The following is a 17,263-nucleotide window of genomic DNA, read 5'->3' on the forward strand; positions in this document are numbered from 1 at the left end:
CTAAAGAAAAAGCCGCCTGGGCAGGCGGCTTCGGGTGATGGAACGCGGGGCTCCGGCAACGTGCCGGAGCAGCGCTCAGGTCACGAAATCGGGTGCGGCAGGCAGATCGACGTTCGGCCAGCCGGTCGCGTCGGCGAGGTCCCGCAGCGCCTGGCGATACCTGAGCAGCGCCGTGAACTGGTCGGCTGTGAGTGTCGTGCCATCGCCGATCAGCTTTTCATCCTGATGCCGGGCGACGAGCCAGTCGGTCGCCGCGAGCGCGCCATCGCGCCTCGCACGCATCATGTCGGCCTGCTGCGCACGCGTCGGTGGCAGCGGATCGAATAACGCCGGCATGCCGTCAGCGTCGAGCGCGAGGCGCTTGCCCTGACCCTGTCCGTTGATCAGTTCCTGCCACAGCCCAGCCGTGATTTCGACCGCCTTGACGGCGTCCGGCACCGGACTGTCAACGCTGTCGTAAAAGCCGGTGATCGCGCCCTGCGCGTCGTATGCTGCGAATTTCTGTCCCATGATGTTCCTCAGTACCCGATACTGATCCACGAAATACCCGTTGAACCGGAAGACGCCGTGCCCGCGATCACGTTGAAACTGGTCTTGCTGCCGTTCCCCTGGAAACCCAGTGAGATGGACGCGGCATTCGGGGTGATCACGGTCCCGGTATTGCCCGCAGCCAGAATGAACGCGTTGGGGTAAGCGACCGGCAGCGTGACCGTCTGCATCGATTGCGTTGCGATCGTGCTGGTGCCCCACTGGACAATCAATCCGCTGGGCAGCTTCGCATAGCCGTTATTGGCAAGCGACTGCGAGAACGCATTGCGGCGGAACAGGAACGATCCGCTGATGACCCAGGCGCCGGACAGCACGGTAAATACGCAGTCTTCGCCAGGATTGAGCGCCACGCTCGTCACCAGCCCTGTCCCGCTATCGATCTGGTCCGCGCCCGCCGCGGAAATCGTGACGATCCCGCTCGACGATGTACTGACCTTGCTGCAATGGAGACTTGCTCCGTTAGGCAACCCGGCGATCGGCGGAAGCGTCGCGGCCTGATTGGCCGTGTTGTTAAAAACCACTCTCGAACCGATGTAACTGTTGTCCATCGTCGTCGACGCGACGGTGGCCTGCCCCGAGTGAAGTGGCGAGTACTGAAGCCCGAACTGACTGAGAAACGCCGTCGTCGCAAGCTTCGTGCTGTTGTCGAACTGCGCCGGCGTCGGCCCTCGCGGCGTGCCGGTGAAAAATGGCGAGTCGAGCGCGGCCTTCAACGCAAGCGCGTTCGTCACCGTCGTCGCGAAGTTAGGGTCGTCGCCGAGCGCGTCGGCCAGCTCCTTCAGCGTGTCGAGCGTGGCCGGCGAGGCATTCACAAGCGCCGCAATCGCGGCCTGCATGGCGACGAGCGTCGCGTATTGCGGGTGCGGATTGTCTGCGCCCGCGTGCGCGTCCTGCTGCGCTCGCAGATAGCGCGTGCGGTTCGCAAGCTGCTTTGCCTGCCGGTTGTCGACTCCATCCGGGCCACCCATGACGGGGTCCGACGTTTCCAGCTGATAAACGCCCTCTTCCCACTGGGCGATTTCCACAAGGTCTGCCATCAGGCGATACTCCCTCTGTTGTATTGTCCATTGCGCATGGCGACGCCGTTATGGCGGATCGGCACAGCCGTGTAGTCGAGCAGGGCAAGCAGGCTGCGCGCGGGTGCGTAGCGCCCGAGCACGGCCTTCAGGCTGTCCGCCTGATCGCGCGTGACCGGCTGCTGAAGCTTCACGATGTATTCGGCCCACGCGTTCGCGCGGCCGTGCACGTGGTCGCCATTGCGCGTGATTGAACCGTCGCGACGCCGCGCGAGCCGCCCTTCGACCAGCTCGACCTCGCCGAAGCCGAGCCGGCGGATCACCTCCCGCACCGCCCACGGCGTGCCCTTCCTGCGGTGCAGTGCGAGCGAGCCCTTGATCAGCGCCCGCTTCGCGTCTTCGGATTCGGCCAGTTCCCAGCCGTCGACGGCGAGCGCCCACGCGAGCCATGGCAGCCAGCCAGCCGGACACCGGTCCGCATCCCACAGCGTGCGCAGGATTTCGGGATCGACACCCGGCGCCATGACGATCGCCAGCGCCGTTTCGAGCGGGGTCTGGTTGGCCGGTAAAAGTGCATCACGCATCGTCCACCTTCATGTTGAGCGCGATCGACGTGCAATTGGCGAACTGCCGCGGCGTACAGATAACGTGCGCGGACGGCGATCGCAGATCGACATCGATCACGCCGGAATCCGGCGGATGCAGCGCACCGTAGATGGCGGAGAGCGACATGCCGGCACCCAGCTTGCGGGCACTGGCGATGGCCTTGTCGAGTGCTGCGCGACGCGCCTCGAAAACCGCTTCGCCGCCCGGACCGCTGCCGACATGGACGTCCGCCTCGACGGAGAAATCGACGCGCTCGCCGGCTGTCACCAGCACTTCGTCGTTCAGCGGCCGGACGTCCTCGGGCGAGACCGCTGCGGTCACCGTGTCGATCAACGCCTTCTCAGGCACACCGTCGCCCACCGCTGACAGGAGCGTCAGGCGGACGACGCCCGCCTCCGGACGATCCACCCTGACGTCCAGCACGTCCGCCGAGGCATTCATTGCCAGCGCGACATAGCTGCCGGATGGACCGGCCACGGTCGAGCGCTCGATCGACATCTGCGTGCGCAGTTTCAGCCGCTCGTCGCCTTCGAGCGTCGGCCCGACCGGCGGTGTCGCATCCGCGTCGCCTGGATCGATGGTTGCCCGTTCGATGTCGAGCAGCGCCGCGAGATGCTCGAGATCGGCACCGGTCGAAAACGCCAGCATCACCGCGCGTGCGGCGTCATTGACCCGCGCACGGAACCGCACTTCGCGGTAGGCCGCAAGCTCGATCAGCTTCACGACGGGATCCGACTCCAGCGCCGCGCTCCAGTCGGCGTAGATGCTTCTGAAATGCTCGAGCTTCTCCTGATAGATATCCTCGAAGTCGAGCGTGTCGACCAGATCCGGCGGATCGATCGCACTCAGATCAATGGTTGTCACGTGCTCACCTCGAAAACTGCGTCGTCGCCTTCGTAGACGCCCTGAATACGAAACGTCACCTGGCCGTCAACGATCGATGCGACCGTGACGCGGGAGACCCTGATGCGCGGCTCCCATCGGCCGATCGCGCGGGCCGCTTCCGCCTGCGCGGAAGAGATCCAGCCACGCGTTACCGGCAGATCGACCATGCGGGGAATGTCCGAGCCGTACTCGGGCCGTTCGCGCCGCGTGCCCTTGCGGGTCGACAGGATGTCGCCGATGCTCTGCTTCAGGTGCGCGATGCCGGTGACCGGTTTGCCCGTCTGCCGGTCCATGCCGACCAGCGCCGTACCCGCGCCCATCGTCAGGAACCGTCCGCGACGCGTTCGAAATCGGGATGGCGCTCGAGCAGCGCGATCTGTTCCTCGTCGGTAGCGGTCACCGTGCTCCTCTCGACGGCGAGCGTGCTACCGTCGGCAAACACCAGCGTGCGCGACCTGAACGCCTTATCGCGGAAAGTGACGGGTACGATATCCGCGGCGACCGTCGGCGCGAGAACCGGGACCGGCACTGGCATATCACTATCATTCGGCATTTCGGGACTCCAATAAAAAAGCCCCGCGAAAGCGGGGCCAGGAAAACTGGTTTGAGTTCAGCGGCAAGATCCGCCCGGATCTGAGCTCCGTCTATGCGGGATCTCCATCGATGCCGGTCCAGGGGTGCGCCGGCGGTGCTTCCAGATGCTTGTTGGCGTTGAAATGCCACTGCAGAAGTCCGGGTAGCCAGGCGACGGGAAAAACGTAATAGACGGCGGGCCGTCCATGCGAATCGACAGGCGAGGTGATATCCCGCGCGGCGCCCTGAGTCTGATCCGATGCCTTGAGGAAAAGCCTTGCGGTCTGCTGCTGCACCCGGTTCACATAGGTCGCCGCCGCGCCGTCGCCCTGGTAATACAGGCATTGATTGTTGTCGAGAGCGAGCGTGACTCCTTGCGGAGTGTGGCTGATGATTGAACGTACAACGGTATCTTCCAGGCCCATTTTTTCTCTCCTGTCAAACGGGATTCAAGGCTCCGCCATCAACGTGTGTCGGACAGCCGCCGTGCCCAGGCCCTTGCAGGATCCGCAAACGGCCGTCAGCGGCGAATCACAAGAAACTCCGGCCGGTCAGGCACGTGATCAGACTTTGCCCTTCGACGCGCGAGCTTGAAATAGTCCTTCCGTCATGGGTTGAACAGCACGTGTATGGGCCTCAAAAAAAAACAGGAGCAAAGTCGCTTTGCAATAGTCAGACAGGCGGATCACTCAGCGCCCCCGCACCGTTACTCATATGCTTGTGATCCGGCAGCGACACGCCCTTCGATTTAACGGTGCCCGTGAAACTCGCATCACCGTCGATCTCCGATGCGGGACCGCCCGCCGCGTTGCTGCCCGTCATGCCGCCCTGGAACGTCAACCGTTTCTGCGTCGTGCTGTTGCCGGTGAACGTTGAATCCGGCGCATCGACCAGCAGCTTCGGCGCGGCCTGCGTGATGCCATCCGCCGTCAGTTCCATCTGCGTGTCGCCGATGCGGAAAACGATCCGGCCGCCGGCCGGCACCGACAGCACATATTCGTGCGCATCGTGGTCGTAATGCTCGTGCGCGCCGTCCGGCCAGTCGGTCGCCGTCAGGTTCCCGGCATGGCCGTTGGCCCCGCCGTGCGTGTCGCTATAGAAGCCGGCCAGCACGAACGCACCGGCAAGCGTGCCCGACGGCGCCAGCACGACGGCCTGCTCACCGATCGATGGTGGACACCACGTTCTCACCCGTCCGGCGGCAAATGTCTTCCACGGCAGGAGCGCGCTGACCCACTCGCCGTTGCGCACCCGGCAGCGCGGCGGCTCGTACTGCACATCATCGATATAGCCCGCCTGCACGATGCTCGCGATCAGGCGATCGATCTCGCCAATCTCGTAGTCGCTCATGTGGCTATCCTCCGGACAGGTCCTGTGCCGGGTCCAGGTACTCCGCGCCCGCCGCAGTACCCGTGTCAGGATCGACGCCCCACAGCACAGCGGAGCCGACCGCGGGGAACGGCGCGGCGACATCACCGAGATCAAACTCGTGCGTCCACTCGACGAGCCAGACCAGATACGCGTCGAGCTCCGGCCTGAACGGATCGTCGCCGATCTGCACGAGCTTCGCCGGTGTCACTGGCACCTCCCAGGTCTGCGCGTGCACGGCGCACGCGATGCGCGCGGCCAGCTCGCGCACCGCGAGATCCGCGTGCAGCCCAAGCGGATCGCAGATCGCCCGCGCCTGGAAGCGCCCGATCAGCGACGTCTGACCGGTGCCGGGATCATGTCCCGGTTCCATTTCCGACATTTCTACTGCAATGCTGGGCGTTGGAATCTTCCGGCCGATGCGCGGATACGCATCGATCGGCGAGATGTCGGGCAGCGCGGTTCGCAGGCCCGCGATCATCGCGTCATGCAACGTTTTCAGGTTATCGAGCACGCCGGATACCTCCTGTCGCCTTCTGGATTTCGTAGTTCACTTCCTGCTTCAGGATGACCATCAGCCGCGCCTCGCACATCTGCGCGGCGCGACGGAACGCGGGGTCGCCGGTCTTCGACCAGTTCACCGTCACGACCTCGAACGGCGTGCGGGCCTTGCCTGTTCGCTGATAGATCGGCCCGTCCGGTTTGGCCTTCGTCTGCCGCCAAGCGCCATCGAAGGCGAACCGCCCCGCGCGCATGCCTTTTTTCGTTTCGCGTACGGATCCCAGCCGGTGGGCTTCGACTGGATTCAGTCCGAGCCACACCTTGCCGGTGTCAGCCGAACGCATGAAGAAGTACAGCCGGCTGCGAATCACCTTCTGCGGGATCTGCGTGCCGCGGGACACTTCCTTGCCGGTCTGGCTTTTGATCCATGCCGCGGTCTTGCGCAGCGTGCGACGCCACGCAGCCTGCATGGCAGAGGGCGACAACCCCTGCAGCGCGGCGGTCACCTCGTTTACGTCGATCTCGACTTTCAGTGCATCCATCAGCAGCGCCTCATCAACGGGGTCTTAGCGGCACTGATCAGCGGGGTCTTAGCAGCAGAACGGTCCAGCCCGTGCCGTCAGGCTGCAGTTCGAAGACGACGTAGTCATCGACGCCGACCGTCACGATGCTGCCCTCGCGGATCGCGACGGCGTCCGCCTCGCGCACGCTCACCTGCGGATGCTCGAGCTGCGTGCGCTGCCGTCCGAGATCCGGACCGAGCCAGGGCGCGGCGAACATGCCGCGCAGCGGCTCGCCGTCGACGGTGATGTCGTCGTCGGCCAGATCGCGGATCACGGCGTCGTCGAGATCCGCGACCAGATCACGGAACGCCATACGCGTCTCCTCAGACCGTCAGCTTGATGACGGCCTTCGGACGCGTGCACAGGTGGATCGGATTGGACTGCGCCTCGAGCTCGACGCCCTTGCCGAAATCCATCAGCTCCTGCTTCGCGTAATACGGCAGGCCATTCGTGTTGACGGTCTCCATGTAGTCCGCGGGAGCGAAGCGCGTGATGAACAGGTCCGGCACACCTTCCGGAACGGCCCACGCTTCATCGTCAGCCACATAGCCGATGTCGCCGACGCGACCGCGATAGCGCTCGAAGGTGCAGCCGCCGAATTCGAAGGTGTCGCGGGCGTCGCCTCGCAGCGCCGACGCCATCGCCGTATTGAGGTACGTTTCCTTCACCGATTTCAGGACAATGAGACGGTTCCAGAAGTTACGGCCGCACAGCACACGCACGCCGGTAAAGGGCGTATTGCCCAGCGCATCTTCGGTCGCGTCGAGCAGATCCGCACACTTGAGGCGCACCTCGGTGTCGGCCTTGCCGAGCTCGAAACTGATCACCGTCTGCTGGATGCCAAAGCGATCGAGCAGGTCCGCCACGACCGACTTGCCGTCGGCATCGAGAATCAGCCCCTTGACCGCGCCGATCCGGTGGAATTCGTGCGTCGCGTCGAGCTGCCGACGCATTTTCGCGAGGCGTTTGTTGATGACGGTCTGGATCGCTTCGAGCTCGGTCTCCGAGCCGAATGCGCGCAGGTTCTGGATCTCGTCGGCGCCGATCGTCGCGCGCTGCGGCAGGTGAACCGTGTTGAACGGAATCATGTTGCGCTTGCTGCCGACGACGACAGCGCCGGAAGCGCCACGCTGCCCGGTCGGCACGAGTGCGAGCGTGTCGCCGTCGCGCTCGATCTGCACCACGGTGGTCGTGATGCCTTCTTCCTCGAAGAGGCCGAGGGTGGCGAGCCGGCTGGGCACCTGCGGCTGCTCGTTGATCGCAGCGCTGAGCGACGACAGCGAGAACGCGTCGTCATTGAGAAGGGCGATATCCGCCATAAGATTCTCCTGGAGTGGGTATGTGATGCGACCGCCGGCGTTTGGCGACGGCCACATGGTCGGAACGACGGCGGGGGTTAGCGGACGATCACGTAGTGCGCGGCGAGATCGCTGCGCGCGGCGGCATCGAGCCCCGTGAGTCGGGCTTCGGCGACCTCGGCGAGACGCACGATGCCGACGGCCGGACGGGGGTCCGTTGATGCCGCAAGGGGGCCGTAGAGGATCGCGGTCGCGATCTCGGAACCGTCGGTTGCCGTGTTGTCATACGGCGCATATTCGCCGGTGCCGGTCGTGCCGAGCAGTTGGCCGGCCGGCAGCGCGTCGCCTTTCGCGACGACGATCTGCTCGCGCGAGATGCGGCCCGCGCCTTCAGAAAGAAGAAACTCGCGGGTGTTCATGCCCTGCGTCCTGATGGTGGTCATACCGTTGCTCCTGTGTGCGCCTGAAGATGAACAGGCCGTTATCAAAGTGACTTTGCGACGCCCCTGCGGGCGGCGTAGATCGACGACGCCTTCGGACCCGGCGCCGCACCCTGCGTCGTACCCAGCACAGATCGGCCGGCCGCATGCGGGACCGGCTGCTGCCGGTTGTTCACGCGCGGCTGGCTCTGTGTGACGCGATCGAACAGGCGCGCACGCACCTGGTCGGGGTTCAGGCCATCGCCAACAAACTGCGCGGTCAGTTCAGGCAGCTTCGCCGCCAGACACAGGCCGGCAATGTCCGTTGCGTTCCGGACTGCTGCGTCGATCGTGGCGCGATCCTTCAAGGCGGTGAGCGTGACGATGTTTTCCGCGCACATGGACAGGTTGGCTGCGCGGCAGGCGTTAAACACATGGGCGGCCAGCACGCCGGCCTCTTCCGGTGCTGGCACCGGCTCGGGGGGCGCCGGATCCGGCGGCGACGGTTCGGGTGGAGTCGACGCCGGCGGATCACCGACCGGTGGATCATTAGCCGGTGGATCTGCGCTCGATGGATCTGCGGTCGATGGATCTGCGGTCGATGGATCTGCGGTCGGCGCATCGCCCTCCGCCTCGACCAGCGCCTGCACCGGCTCCGGCGGATTCCTGAAACGGGCAAGCAGGCCGGCCGCATTCGTCGACGCCGCCAGTCGCACCGGCTCCTCGATCACGTCGCAGAAGCCAAGCGACTGCGCTTCGAGCGCGGTAAGCCACGTCTCCGCATCCATCATCGCGGTGAGTTCCCCGTCCGTCTGGCCGCTCTTGCGCCGGTACGCGGCGAGGATGCCGTCGCGCGCCTTGTCCATCATGTCGGCCGTGCTGCGCAGATCCGCCGCCGAACCAAGCGCGATCGTCCACGGGTTGTGAATCATCAGCATGGCGTTTTCAGGCATCACGACCTGGTCGCCCGCCATCACCACCAGTCCGGCGGCGGACGCAGCCACGCCATCGACGCGTGCGGTGACCTTGCCGGCGTACCTTCGCAGCGCGTTGTAGATCGCGAACGCGTCGAACACGTCGCCGCCCGGCGAATTCACGGCGACGATGACCTCCATTGCGCTCGCCGCGGCGGCATCCAGCTGCGCGATAAACGTCTTTGCATCGGTGCCCCAGAATCCGATCTCGTCATAGATCCGGATCTCGGCGATGGCTGCGCCCTGCGCGTTCGTCATCGCCCGGATGTCCCACCACTTACGGTTTTTCATCTACGGTTCCTGCTTCTGGATAAGCGTATCGGGTACCCCATCGCCCGCGATGTCGCGCGAGCGGGGATCGGTGTCGTAACGCAGGCCAAGCGCATCGGCCCGCGCGTTGTCAGCGGCGTTTTCGCCGTCGACCTGTTCCGGGTCTTCGCCCTGTTTGAGGATCGATGCCGAGCGGCTCGTCAGTCCCGAGCGGATCGCCAGCTTCTGCGCGTTCACGTCCTGCACCGGATGGATGTACGGCCAGCCCTGCGGCACCCAGCGCACGCGCAGGTATTCACGCCGTGTGCGATGGAAGTCCGGCATCGACATCGCGCCCGACAACGCGCACGCGTCAACCCACCACGCCCACGCGCGGCGGCAGTACTGGTGAATGAAGATGTTCCACTGCAGCTGCTCGATCGAGCGGCGGAATTCGTTGAGCAGCACCCGCAGCACACGGTCGCCCACCTCACGCAGATCGCCGGTGAGGATCTCGTACGGCATGCCCACCGACGCGGCGGCGGCCATCAGCTGCTGGCGCATGAACGGGCCGTAATCGGCTCCGGCGCCCGGTGGCGTCGCAAAGCGCATGTCCTCGCCCGGCGCCAGTTCCTGCACGGTGCCGGGTTCGAGTGACACGACCGGCGAGAAGCCGTCCGAGTCCAGAACCAGCCCCTCGCCCGTGACCGGATCACCCAGGAGGCCCGGCTCTGCATTCGGCTTCACGAGAAAGCCCGCGAACAGGTTGCTGATTTCCTGCCGGAACAGCACGGCGTCGTCGAAGTTGTCGAGCGAGTGCAACCGCAGCAGCACGGTCGACAGCTCCGGCACGCCGCGAATCTGCCCCGCGCGCAGCGGCTGGAACACGTGCGCCATGTCGTCAGCCGGAACCGGCACGGTCATGAGACCACCGCCCGTCATCCGGTTGTATTCGCCAGGGTGACGACGCAGCAGGTGATAGGCAACCCGTCGGTCATCACCGTCGTATTCGACGCCGTTGATGATCTCGCCGCCATCCGGCCGCAGTTCATTCTTTTCGACCGGCAGCAGGTCACCCTCGAGCACTTGCAACTGCAGCGGCACCGGCAGGCCGTCATCGGGATGACGCATGCGCCGGCGCACCAGCACCTCGCCGTCACCAAAGAACGCACGCGCCGCGAGGGTCTGCTGCCCGTAAAAGTCGAGCAGGCCGTCCGCGTCGGACTCACCAACCCAGTCGTCCCACAGCTGCTTCTGCTGCCGCCGGACAACGGGATCCGGGTGTTGCGGATGCGGCTGGATGCCCGTGCCGATCGTGTTCGACACCAGCCGCGCGATCGCCGTCTTCGCCCACGGATCGTTGCGGATCGCGTCGCGCGCGCGGCTGCGGATGAGCGGCAGGTTCTGGACCGCCGCCGCATTCGGCCCGGCGCCTGACGTCTGCCACGACCGGGCGCGTGCGCCAGCGGAACTCGCCGCTTCATAGGCCGCCGCTTTCAGGCGTGTCGGCATCACGAAACCGCGCTTCGCGAGTGACGGATAGGTGCGGTTACCTGCATCGTTCATCGCACCCCCTTGCCGCCGTGCCGAAGACGGAACACGCGCGAGCGCGGATTCGCCCGATCGAGCGCGCGCACAATCTCGGTCTGCGCTTCACGCAGTTCCGCGATCGAACGGTAACGGACCTTCCGGTCCGCGTACTGGACCTCGAGTTCGCCCTTCGCGATCGCGGACTGGATGCGGGCGAGATCCGCCGCTGTATAGGCCATACCGTGCTCCTGTCATGTGCTGCTACCGGCGCTTCAGATACGTTGACCGCGCAGTGCGCCGGCCCTGAATGCGCGAAACCCCGCTCGGCGGCGGGGTTTCAGGTGTGTTGCGTGGTGCGGGTGCGCGTGTGGGTGTGGGTGCGGCCGTCGCCACCGGCGGATCCGGCGGCGGATTCATCTCCGCGACTGCCGGCAGACCGGTGGCAACCGGTACCGTGTCGAACAGCGATACCTGCGACAGGCGCTGCTGCTCGATCATCCAGTGCGCCTCGGTCATGAGGTGCGTCTTGATGCTGCGCGCCGCGTGCAACGCGTACACCTCGCAGTCGAGCGCCTCATTGCGTGCACCGGCCTTCTTCTGCCAGATCCGTTTGCTGCCGGTACGCCCCGGTACCTTCACTTCCGCGGTGAGCTGCTGCAGGTAGTCGGCACGCGCGCCCCGGTACCAGTGCATGCGGCCGGCGCCGTCATCTTCGAGTTTGAGCCGGTTATCGAGAATCAGATCCTTCGCCTTGCTCACACCGACCATGTACGGGCGCAGCCCGTACTTCGCGGCCTTGCTGTTGTTGCGCACCGAGTCGACTGGCGCCTTCGGCACGCTGAATATTTCCGCATCGATCTGCTTTGCGCCCTTGATCGCCATGATGTTGATGCCGCGCTTCTGCGCGACACGCACATAGCGATAGACCGCATCCGACGTCGAGCCGTCCGACGAGTCGATCGACGCGGCCTTTACGCGCAGCACCCAGCCGTTCGCATGCCGGTAGCCCTGCGTGAGCAGATCGGTGAGTGCGCCCCATACACCACCCACCATCGGATCGGTGCCCTGCTCGAGCACGTTGCCGTAGATTTCATCCCACAGCACCAGCCAGCTTTCCTCGCCGCGGCCCCAGGCGCGCAGCACGATCGCGATCCGGTCATGCTGCACGTCAATGCCGGCGGTGAGCACCAGTGCGCCGGCCGGCACGGTGAAGACGTCATAGTCGAGCGCACGTTCGGCGAGCAGATCGATCTCGGGAATATCGCTCTCGTATCGGTACGGGCGCCCTTCGGTGTTGTTGACGAACGAGCGCATCTTGGTGTCGTCGCCCGCGCGCAGCGCTTTTTCCGCGACGAGCCGCTTCTTGACGAGCTCCGCGAGCCGCGAGCCGGGAAACGGCGACACGAGTTCATTGAGCCGGAAGCCCGCGACGCCGTGAAACGCGGCGGTCGCCACCCACCGCCCGCGCCGCACCGCGCGAAAGCGCGCGGTGTCGTCCCACAGACTGCCGCAGAACGGGCACGCGTAGCGCGCGGACTCGGGCGTCGCCAGCCCAAACACCTCATGCGGCTTCTCCGCATTCTCGGTCCACGTGACGTTATCCCAGGCCAGTTCGTGCTCTTCGCCGCAATCGGGACACGGCACCAGATACCGGCGCTGGTCCGACGACTCATAGGCCTGCGCGATCCGCGAGAAGCCCTCGATCGTGGGTGTGCCGCCAAAGATGACCTTGCGACGGCTGTTCGAATAGCTCTTGGTGCGCTCCTCGAGCAGCGTGATCGAATCGCCCTGCTCGCGAACGTTCTCGTTGGTTTCGTCGGGCTCTTCCACGGCCACCACCGGCGCGGGCGTCGACTTCACGCTCGACGCCGAGTTCGACGTAATGAATTTCAGGAAGCCGCTCGCAAATACCTTGTTGTCCCATCGCTCGTCGCGGGCGCGACCCGCATGCGCCGGCAGCTTGTCCCGCAACCGCGGCGTGACCTCGACCATCGGCTTGAATTTCTCATCATTGAAGTCCTTCGCCGACTTCTCCCTGGCGAACATGATGATCATCGGGCACGGATCGATGTCGATGCGCCGCCCGATGTAGTTCAGCAGCACGCCATCGGTCCAGGCGACCTGCGCCGACTTCATGCAGACGACCTTCTGCACGCGCGGATCGTCCAGCGCCGCGTGCATGCCGTGCACCCACGGCGTGATGTCCGGATTGTATTTACCGGGCCGCGCCGTCGCCTTCGCACTCAGACGGCGGTAACGCGTGGCCCACTGCGTCGTCCCGATCTTCTCGGCGGGCTTCAGCAGGTTCGCCAGACGCCGCATCACTGCGCGCACTGTCTGCGTCGTATCGAGCCATCTGCTCGAGACATCCATTGATGTGTTCATTCAGCAGTTCGACGTCAACGTCGATCCCGTAAAGCGTGCGCAACTCGTGCGCGATCCGGTCCGGCAGCGACAGCAGGTCCGAGCGGAACGCGCCGACCATCTGGCCGAAGGCCCGTTCCAGCTGTTCTGCGTTGACGAGTTGCCCTTTCTTTTCCGCGAGGGTCAATAACTTGATTTCGCGATCGACCCGCTCCGTCATCGCGCGCTCGGCGACGAGATCGATCCCGGTGTTACTGCCACGACCAGCCGCCATTTCACGAAGGTGGCGAATGTACGCGATGCGCACGTCGTCCACCGACGCCTGCCGGTAGTCGATGCCGAGTTTGTCGACGAGGCGTGACACGGCCGACTGGTCGAGGTCCAGGTGATCGGCGATCTGCTGTTGGGTTGGCATGAATATGACCCCCCCTGGGGAATCACCAGTAGAGAAAAAACGCGGGTGCGAGCCCCCGTGTCCTGAGCGGCTATAGGGTCCCCGGCGGGTAAATGCAACAAGAGGCCAGAGCGCCGGGGCGACGTCGCGACCCAAAGGCCGGCACCGCGCAGAACCCACCGGTCCGGCCGCGACCGCGTGAGCATTTCACCGCTCCAATGCAAAAAGCCCCGAGGCTCACGCACTCAGGGCTTCACAGAAATTCAGGGCGAACGACTCCACCGTACTCAACAGGCTCCGTTAATTCTTCTTTTGTCCCGAGGAGGTTGCACGACTCACGCGCGGTGCCAGCGAATTCATTTGCTCATCAAACGAACGCGAGTCTAGTCGTGTGTTTTCTGAAATGCAAGCGTCAGGCACCACGCAATCCTCGCCTGAACTGCGCTTCGGTGATCGAATCAATCTGCGTGAGCACTGCGCCGAGCCATTCGAAGCGGGCGGCCCATCGACGATGATACTGATCGAGCGGCACGCCGAGTGCCTGCGCCCGCTTCGCGGCGTTGACCGGTTCCTTTCCACTGCCGTTGCAATGCGTGCACAGGTGCGGCACTTCCGCGAATGGCCGCTCTTCGTAAAAGCCCTTTCCATAGCACGTCGGACAGGGCTCGCGATCGCTGATCGGCCAGCGCGAGAAACGCAGGCGCGCATCGATGGCGTCGCGCACCGGCCGGCAGGACCTGCAATCGACGCGGCGCACGATCCTTCCGCCACCGCCGCGCATGCCCCGACCGCCGCATGCAGAACACTGGTCAGCAATCCATTCGATGATCGCACGCTCGGCGAAGCGCACAAGCAACGACGGACCATCCGATGCAACTTCACCGTCACGCTTCGGGTCACGCAACTTCGCGTCACGGAACTTCGCACCGGCGGACTTGCCGCGCCGGTACCGACTGCCGTCCGCGATTCGCGACGCAAGCAGCAGCGATGCGCGGTGCAACGCACGGCGCCGCAGGTCCTGCCCGTACTTCATATGCCACAGCATGTTGCCGAGCTCGTCGACCATCGCGAGCGCACCCAAAGTAACCTGGCGATCCGGCGCGACATCGGCAAGCTGCACCCGCACGTTCATCGCAATTCCGGCTCTTTCCTTCAGTTCGCTCATCGATCAACTCCTTCATGTCCCAATGTCCTGATGTCCCAAGGGAAAAAGGTCAGGCGTGCGAGCGCAGCGCGCGACATGCGTGCTGCACACGTCGCGCATGTCGCCCGCCTGCGCACCCACGTGAGGGCGACCCTTGGGACGTTGGGACATGGGTCGGCTCCAGGCACAGCCGGCCGCGCGCCGACGCTGGCGCAGCAGCGCGCCAGCGCGTCGGACATGGCGCGCTGCGCGGTGTTGGACATCACCATGAATCCGCGCAACGTCATACGGTCAGAGCGGGCTGTCATCGTCATCACCCGCTGCCACCGCGATCGCCGCAACCGCCGCGACCGCGTCCGCGGCGACCGGCGCCTCTTCTTCAGGGACGTAGTACCAGCCGCGCTTGCCCGTCGACTCCCGCTTGCGCACCCAGCCAAGGGACTTGAGCGCCTTGCCCACGCGCCGCTGCTCCGGAAGTGTCCACTTGGACGTATCGAGCTTCAGGACATCGGCGAGGATCTCCTCCATCGTCGTGCGCGATGAATACTCGATCGCGCGCGCGATCTTGTCCTCGTACACATCGCCCTCGTAGCGCTCGGTCTGCTCGATCTCGAACAGGGGCCGCTCTTCTTCGGTCACGTGCCAGATGACGCGCCTGCGATACAGGTGCACGGCTTCTGCCCATAGCTGGTCGCGATCGCGCCGCAGCGCCTCGATATCGACCGGACCACCGACGCGGATCGGCCAGTAACGCCGGTTGCCGGATTCGTCCTTCAGGTAGGTATCGAAGTTCACCGAACCCGCGAAGACACCCTGCCGGTGCACGTCGGTCGCCCGCTTGCCGTAGAAGTTCCGGAAGCGGTCGGTCTCGGTCGCGAAGAAGCTTTTTGCCGCCGACGAATCGCTCTTGTTCAGCGAGTCGAGCTCGGCCAGCTCGATGATCCACTTGCCGGCCATCACCGCGTACGTGTCTTTCTCGCCGATGCGGATCGGGGAATTCGTGTACCACGGCTTGCCGGCCAGCACCTCGAGCGCCGTCGATTTGCCCCACCCCTGCTTGCCTTCCAGAATCAGTACGTTGTCGGCCTTGCAGCCGGGTTGCATGACACGCGCGACGGCGGCGATCATCCACTTCATGCCGGCAAGCTGCACGTATTCGCTGTCGGCGACGTGCAGGTACTTCGTCGGCCACGAACGCACGCGCGGCGTGCCATCCCAGACCAGCCCTTCGAGGTATTCGCGCACGTCGTGATAGTGATGCCGGTCGGCGACGAGCAGCACGGCGCTCATCACGATGTCCTGTCGCACCGCGATCCCGTACGACTGGGACAGCCACAGCACGCAGCGGATATCGTCCATGTCCGACCATTCGCCCAGTTCGCCCTGCTGGAAGGGCGGCACCTTGCGCTTGACGACGCGGCCCGCGAAGTCATCCTGGGCGATCACACCCTGCCACGCCTTATGGTTCGCGAGGATCAGGTGCACGTTGCCGAGTGTGGGCAGCAAGGTGCCTTTGTCCGAGCGCGCGAGCTTCATTTCCCACGTATGCGCGCCGTTCTCTGCCTCCCGCCCGTCCCATTCCTCCGGTGCAGCGCCAGCGGACGTTGGGTGCGGAACAGCTTCCGCACCAGTTACCGTGCGCGTGCCGGTTGCCGCCACCGGCGACACGGTCCCGGCTGGCGCAATAGCTGTGAGCAGGGCCGACTGGATCTGCTGCCTGACCGCATCGAGCCCTTCCTCGCAATGAAGGTCATTAAAATCGGTCAGCTTCCGCTCGCCACGATCGGCGAACCGCGGGAACACGACGCTCGCATTGCCGACCTCGGCTGCCGCTTCGTGCGCGTACTTCAGGCCCGTGTTCTCGAAGCGCCTTTTGCGCTCAGGCATCACGTCATTGCCATAGCTCAGCTCGATGAATCCCACGCCGTGATCGTCGCGCCTGAACTGCGCGCGCACCCTGTACCACGTCTGTTTCGTCTCGATACGTATGGCGTCGGCACCGATCACGAGTTCGCCACCATAGCCGAACTCGTCGGCGAGGTGTTCCCGCAGGCGCTGTTCGATCTTCCAGTCGTCGTCCGCGCAGATCATCAGATGCAGGTCCGGATAGGTGTCGCGCAGGTAGCGCGCAGCGGGCCGGATGCCGGCCGCGTCGAAACACACCGACAGCGGCACCGCCTCGTCCGTTGCCATGCGGATCGAGCGCCCGGTCGCGTAGCCTTCCGCGATCATCGCGACCCTGTCATCCACTGCAAGGTCGCCGAGAATGAACGAAGCGCCCTTCTTTTCCATACCCTTGTTGAACCGCTTCGCGCCGTCCGGCGTGATCTTCTGCAGGCCGACGAGGCGGATACCGTCCGCATACTGGAACATTGGCACCAGCAGCGTGCCCTCGTCGTCAAAGCGCACGGCCTCTGGCGTGATCTGCTTGCGCTCAAGATAGGCCGATGCGCCCTCGTCGCGCGCCTTGTGCCACTGGCTGCGCGCACGGTTGGCCGCCATCTTCGCGGCATGCGCGCGTTTTTCGGCTTCGGCGCGTTCGGCCGCTTCCTGGCGCTGGCGGGCCGCATCGATGTCTTCCGGTGTCAGCGCTTCGCCCTGCCACTGGAACGCCTGTGCGCCGTTGTCGTTACCGGACCACCGGCCGAACGCGCCGGTATAGCCGAGGATCAGGCCACCGCGCTCGATCCTGTGCAGCGAGTACCAGTACTTCTTGCCCGGACCGTATCGATGCGGCTTGCCGTCGTCGGCGGGATGCCCGTCGGGCAGCGCGGGATGCCCTGCCGACTGAAGCTGCGAAATGATCTGGTCTAGCGAAGACATTCGAGAA

The 17,263-nt window shown here is 64.9% G+C and carries 20 protein-coding genes; all 20 read right to left on the minus strand.

Annotation, left to right across the window (positions count from 1 at the left end; genetic code table 11):
- Positions 1-75: 75 nt before the first annotated feature.
- A complete protein-coding gene (locus CUJ90_RS11335; RefSeq protein ID WP_114162735.1) occupies positions 76-510 on the minus strand; it encodes a phage tail assembly chaperone in 435 nt (144 codons plus the stop codon).
- 8 nt (positions 511-518) lie between these two features.
- Entirely contained in the window at positions 519-1,586 is a 1,068-nt protein-coding gene (locus CUJ90_RS11340) for a gp53-like domain-containing protein (protein ID WP_152035347.1), read from the minus strand.
- Entirely contained in the window at positions 1,586-2,149 is a 564-nt protein-coding gene (locus tag CUJ90_RS11345; protein ID WP_114162737.1) for a phage tail protein I, read from the minus strand. The genes CUJ90_RS11340 and CUJ90_RS11345 overlap by 1 nt, the downstream gene beginning before the upstream one ends.
- On the minus strand, positions 2,142-3,035 hold the full coding sequence (locus CUJ90_RS11350; protein ID WP_114162738.1) for a baseplate assembly protein: 894 nt from the start codon (positions 3,033-3,035) through the stop codon (positions 2,142-2,144). The genes CUJ90_RS11345 and CUJ90_RS11350 overlap by 8 nt, the downstream gene beginning before the upstream one ends.
- Positions 3,032-3,376, minus strand: a complete 345-nt coding sequence (locus CUJ90_RS11355) for a GPW/gp25 family protein (protein WP_114162739.1) — start codon at positions 3,374-3,376, stop codon at positions 3,032-3,034. The genes CUJ90_RS11350 and CUJ90_RS11355 overlap by 4 nt, the downstream gene beginning before the upstream one ends.
- 2 nt (positions 3,377-3,378) lie before the next feature.
- On the minus strand, positions 3,379-3,591 hold the full coding sequence (locus CUJ90_RS11360; protein ID WP_114162740.1) for a hypothetical protein: 213 nt from the start codon (positions 3,589-3,591) through the stop codon (positions 3,379-3,381).
- Positions 3,592-3,700: 109 nt separating this feature from the next.
- On the minus strand, positions 3,701-4,054 hold the full coding sequence (locus CUJ90_RS11365; RefSeq protein ID WP_073429777.1) for a hypothetical protein: 354 nt from the start codon (positions 4,052-4,054) through the stop codon (positions 3,701-3,703).
- A gap of 247 nt (positions 4,055-4,301) precedes the next feature.
- A complete protein-coding gene (locus tag CUJ90_RS11370) occupies positions 4,302-4,979 on the minus strand; it encodes a phage baseplate assembly protein V (protein WP_114162741.1) in 678 nt (225 codons plus the stop codon).
- 4 nt (positions 4,980-4,983) lie between these two features.
- Complete coding sequence (locus CUJ90_RS11375; protein ID WP_114162742.1) at positions 4,984-5,511, minus strand: hypothetical protein; 528 nt, start codon at positions 5,509-5,511, stop codon at positions 4,984-4,986.
- On the minus strand, positions 5,501-6,040 hold the full coding sequence (locus CUJ90_RS11380) for a phage tail protein (protein WP_114162743.1): 540 nt from the start codon (positions 6,038-6,040) through the stop codon (positions 5,501-5,503). The genes CUJ90_RS11375 and CUJ90_RS11380 overlap by 11 nt, the downstream gene beginning before the upstream one ends.
- A gap of 37 nt (positions 6,041-6,077) precedes the next feature.
- Positions 6,078-6,374 carry a head-tail joining protein gene (locus CUJ90_RS11385; protein WP_114162744.1) on the minus strand — a complete coding sequence of 99 codons (297 nt, stop codon included), beginning with the start codon at positions 6,372-6,374 and terminating at the stop codon, positions 6,078-6,080.
- Positions 6,375-6,384: 10 nt separating this feature from the next.
- The gene (locus CUJ90_RS11390; RefSeq protein ID WP_114162745.1) at positions 6,385-7,380 is read right to left on the minus strand and encodes a major capsid protein; all 996 of its coding nucleotides are present in this window, start codon (positions 7,378-7,380) and stop codon (positions 6,385-6,387) included.
- A 77-nt stretch (positions 7,381-7,457) separates the two neighbouring features.
- Positions 7,458-7,802 carry a head decoration protein gene (locus CUJ90_RS11395; RefSeq protein ID WP_114162746.1) on the minus strand — a complete coding sequence of 115 codons (345 nt, stop codon included), beginning with the start codon at positions 7,800-7,802 and terminating at the stop codon, positions 7,458-7,460.
- Between the two features lie 41 nt (positions 7,803-7,843).
- Positions 7,844-9,043: a head maturation protease, ClpP-related gene (locus tag CUJ90_RS11400; protein ID WP_114162747.1), complete on the minus strand. Its 1,200-nt coding sequence runs from the start codon at positions 9,041-9,043 to the stop codon at positions 7,844-7,846.
- Positions 9,044-10,567 (minus strand): phage portal protein, encoded by a 1,524-nt coding sequence (locus tag CUJ90_RS11405; RefSeq protein ID WP_244219914.1) that lies wholly within the window; start codon positions 10,565-10,567, stop codon positions 9,044-9,046.
- Entirely contained in the window at positions 10,564-10,770 is a 207-nt protein-coding gene (locus CUJ90_RS11410; protein WP_073429762.1) for a phage head-tail joining protein, read from the minus strand. Before CUJ90_RS11410 ends, CUJ90_RS11405 begins: the two co-directional genes overlap by 4 nt.
- A 22-nt stretch (positions 10,771-10,792) precedes the next feature.
- Positions 10,793-12,865 (minus strand): phage terminase large subunit family protein, encoded by a 2,073-nt coding sequence (locus CUJ90_RS11415; RefSeq protein ID WP_340638531.1) that lies wholly within the window; start codon positions 12,863-12,865, stop codon positions 10,793-10,795.
- Positions 12,747-13,310 (minus strand): helix-turn-helix domain-containing protein, encoded by a 564-nt coding sequence (locus CUJ90_RS11420; protein ID WP_208645215.1) that lies wholly within the window; start codon positions 13,308-13,310, stop codon positions 12,747-12,749. The genes CUJ90_RS11415 and CUJ90_RS11420 overlap by 119 nt, the downstream gene beginning before the upstream one ends.
- 391 nt (positions 13,311-13,701) lie before the next feature.
- Positions 13,702-14,454, minus strand: a complete 753-nt coding sequence (locus CUJ90_RS11425; RefSeq protein ID WP_083083965.1) for a DnaJ-like cysteine-rich domain-containing protein — start codon at positions 14,452-14,454, stop codon at positions 13,702-13,704.
- 270 nt (positions 14,455-14,724) lie between these two features.
- The gene (locus CUJ90_RS11430) at positions 14,725-17,256 is read right to left on the minus strand and encodes a VapE domain-containing protein (RefSeq protein ID WP_114162749.1); all 2,532 of its coding nucleotides are present in this window, start codon (positions 17,254-17,256) and stop codon (positions 14,725-14,727) included.
- Positions 17,257-17,263 lie beyond the last annotated feature (7 nt).

Origin of the sequence: Paraburkholderia terricola (genome assembly GCF_003330825.1) — a bacterium.
GTDB classification, from domain to species: Bacteria; Pseudomonadota; Gammaproteobacteria; order Burkholderiales; family Burkholderiaceae; genus Paraburkholderia; species Paraburkholderia terricola.

Excerpts from the sequence above, each read along its gene's own strand:
- CUJ90_RS11425 (WP_083083965.1), bottom strand. The coding sequence starts at position 14,454 with ATGAGCGAACTGAAGGAAAGAGCCGGAATTGCGATGAACGTGCGGGTG.
- CUJ90_RS11410 (WP_073429762.1), bottom strand. The coding sequence starts at position 10,770 with ATGGCCTATACAGCGGCGGATCTCGCCCGCATCCAGTCCGCGATCGCG.
- CUJ90_RS11405 (WP_244219914.1), bottom strand. The coding sequence starts at position 10,567 with ATGAACGATGCAGGTAACCGCACCTATCCGTCACTCGCGAAGCGCGGT.
- CUJ90_RS11370 (WP_114162741.1), bottom strand. The coding sequence starts at position 4,979 with ATGAGCGACTACGAGATTGGCGAGATCGATCGCCTGATCGCGAGCATC.
- CUJ90_RS11390 (WP_114162745.1), bottom strand. The coding sequence starts at position 7,380 with ATGGCGGATATCGCCCTTCTCAATGACGACGCGTTCTCGCTGTCGTCG.
- CUJ90_RS11395 (WP_114162746.1), bottom strand. The coding sequence starts at position 7,802 with ATGACCACCATCAGGACGCAGGGCATGAACACCCGCGAGTTTCTTCTT.
- CUJ90_RS11360 (WP_114162740.1), bottom strand. The coding sequence starts at position 3,591 with ATGCCAGTGCCGGTCCCGGTTCTCGCGCCGACGGTCGCCGCGGATATC.
- CUJ90_RS11335 (WP_114162735.1), bottom strand. The coding sequence starts at position 510 with ATGGGACAGAAATTCGCAGCATACGACGCGCAGGGCGCGATCACCGGC.
- CUJ90_RS11380 (WP_114162743.1), bottom strand. The coding sequence starts at position 6,040 with ATGGATGCACTGAAAGTCGAGATCGACGTAAACGAGGTGACCGCCGCG.
- CUJ90_RS11355 (WP_114162739.1), bottom strand. The coding sequence starts at position 3,376 with ATGGGCGCGGGTACGGCGCTGGTCGGCATGGACCGGCAGACGGGCAAA.
- CUJ90_RS11430 (WP_114162749.1), bottom strand. The coding sequence starts at position 17,256 with ATGTCTTCGCTAGACCAGATCATTTCGCAGCTTCAGTCGGCAGGGCAT.
- CUJ90_RS11420 (WP_208645215.1), bottom strand. The coding sequence starts at position 13,310 with ATGCCAACCCAACAGCAGATCGCCGATCACCTGGACCTCGACCAGTCG.
- CUJ90_RS11385 (WP_114162744.1), bottom strand. The coding sequence starts at position 6,374 with ATGGCGTTCCGTGATCTGGTCGCGGATCTCGACGACGCCGTGATCCGC.
- CUJ90_RS11345 (WP_114162737.1), bottom strand. The coding sequence starts at position 2,149 with ATGCGTGATGCACTTTTACCGGCCAACCAGACCCCGCTCGAAACGGCG.
- CUJ90_RS11400 (WP_114162747.1), bottom strand. The coding sequence starts at position 9,043 with ATGAAAAACCGTAAGTGGTGGGACATCCGGGCGATGACGAACGCGCAG.
- CUJ90_RS11340 (WP_152035347.1), bottom strand. The coding sequence starts at position 1,586 with ATGGCAGACCTTGTGGAAATCGCCCAGTGGGAAGAGGGCGTTTATCAG.
- CUJ90_RS11365 (WP_073429777.1), bottom strand. The coding sequence starts at position 4,054 with ATGGGCCTGGAAGATACCGTTGTACGTTCAATCATCAGCCACACTCCG.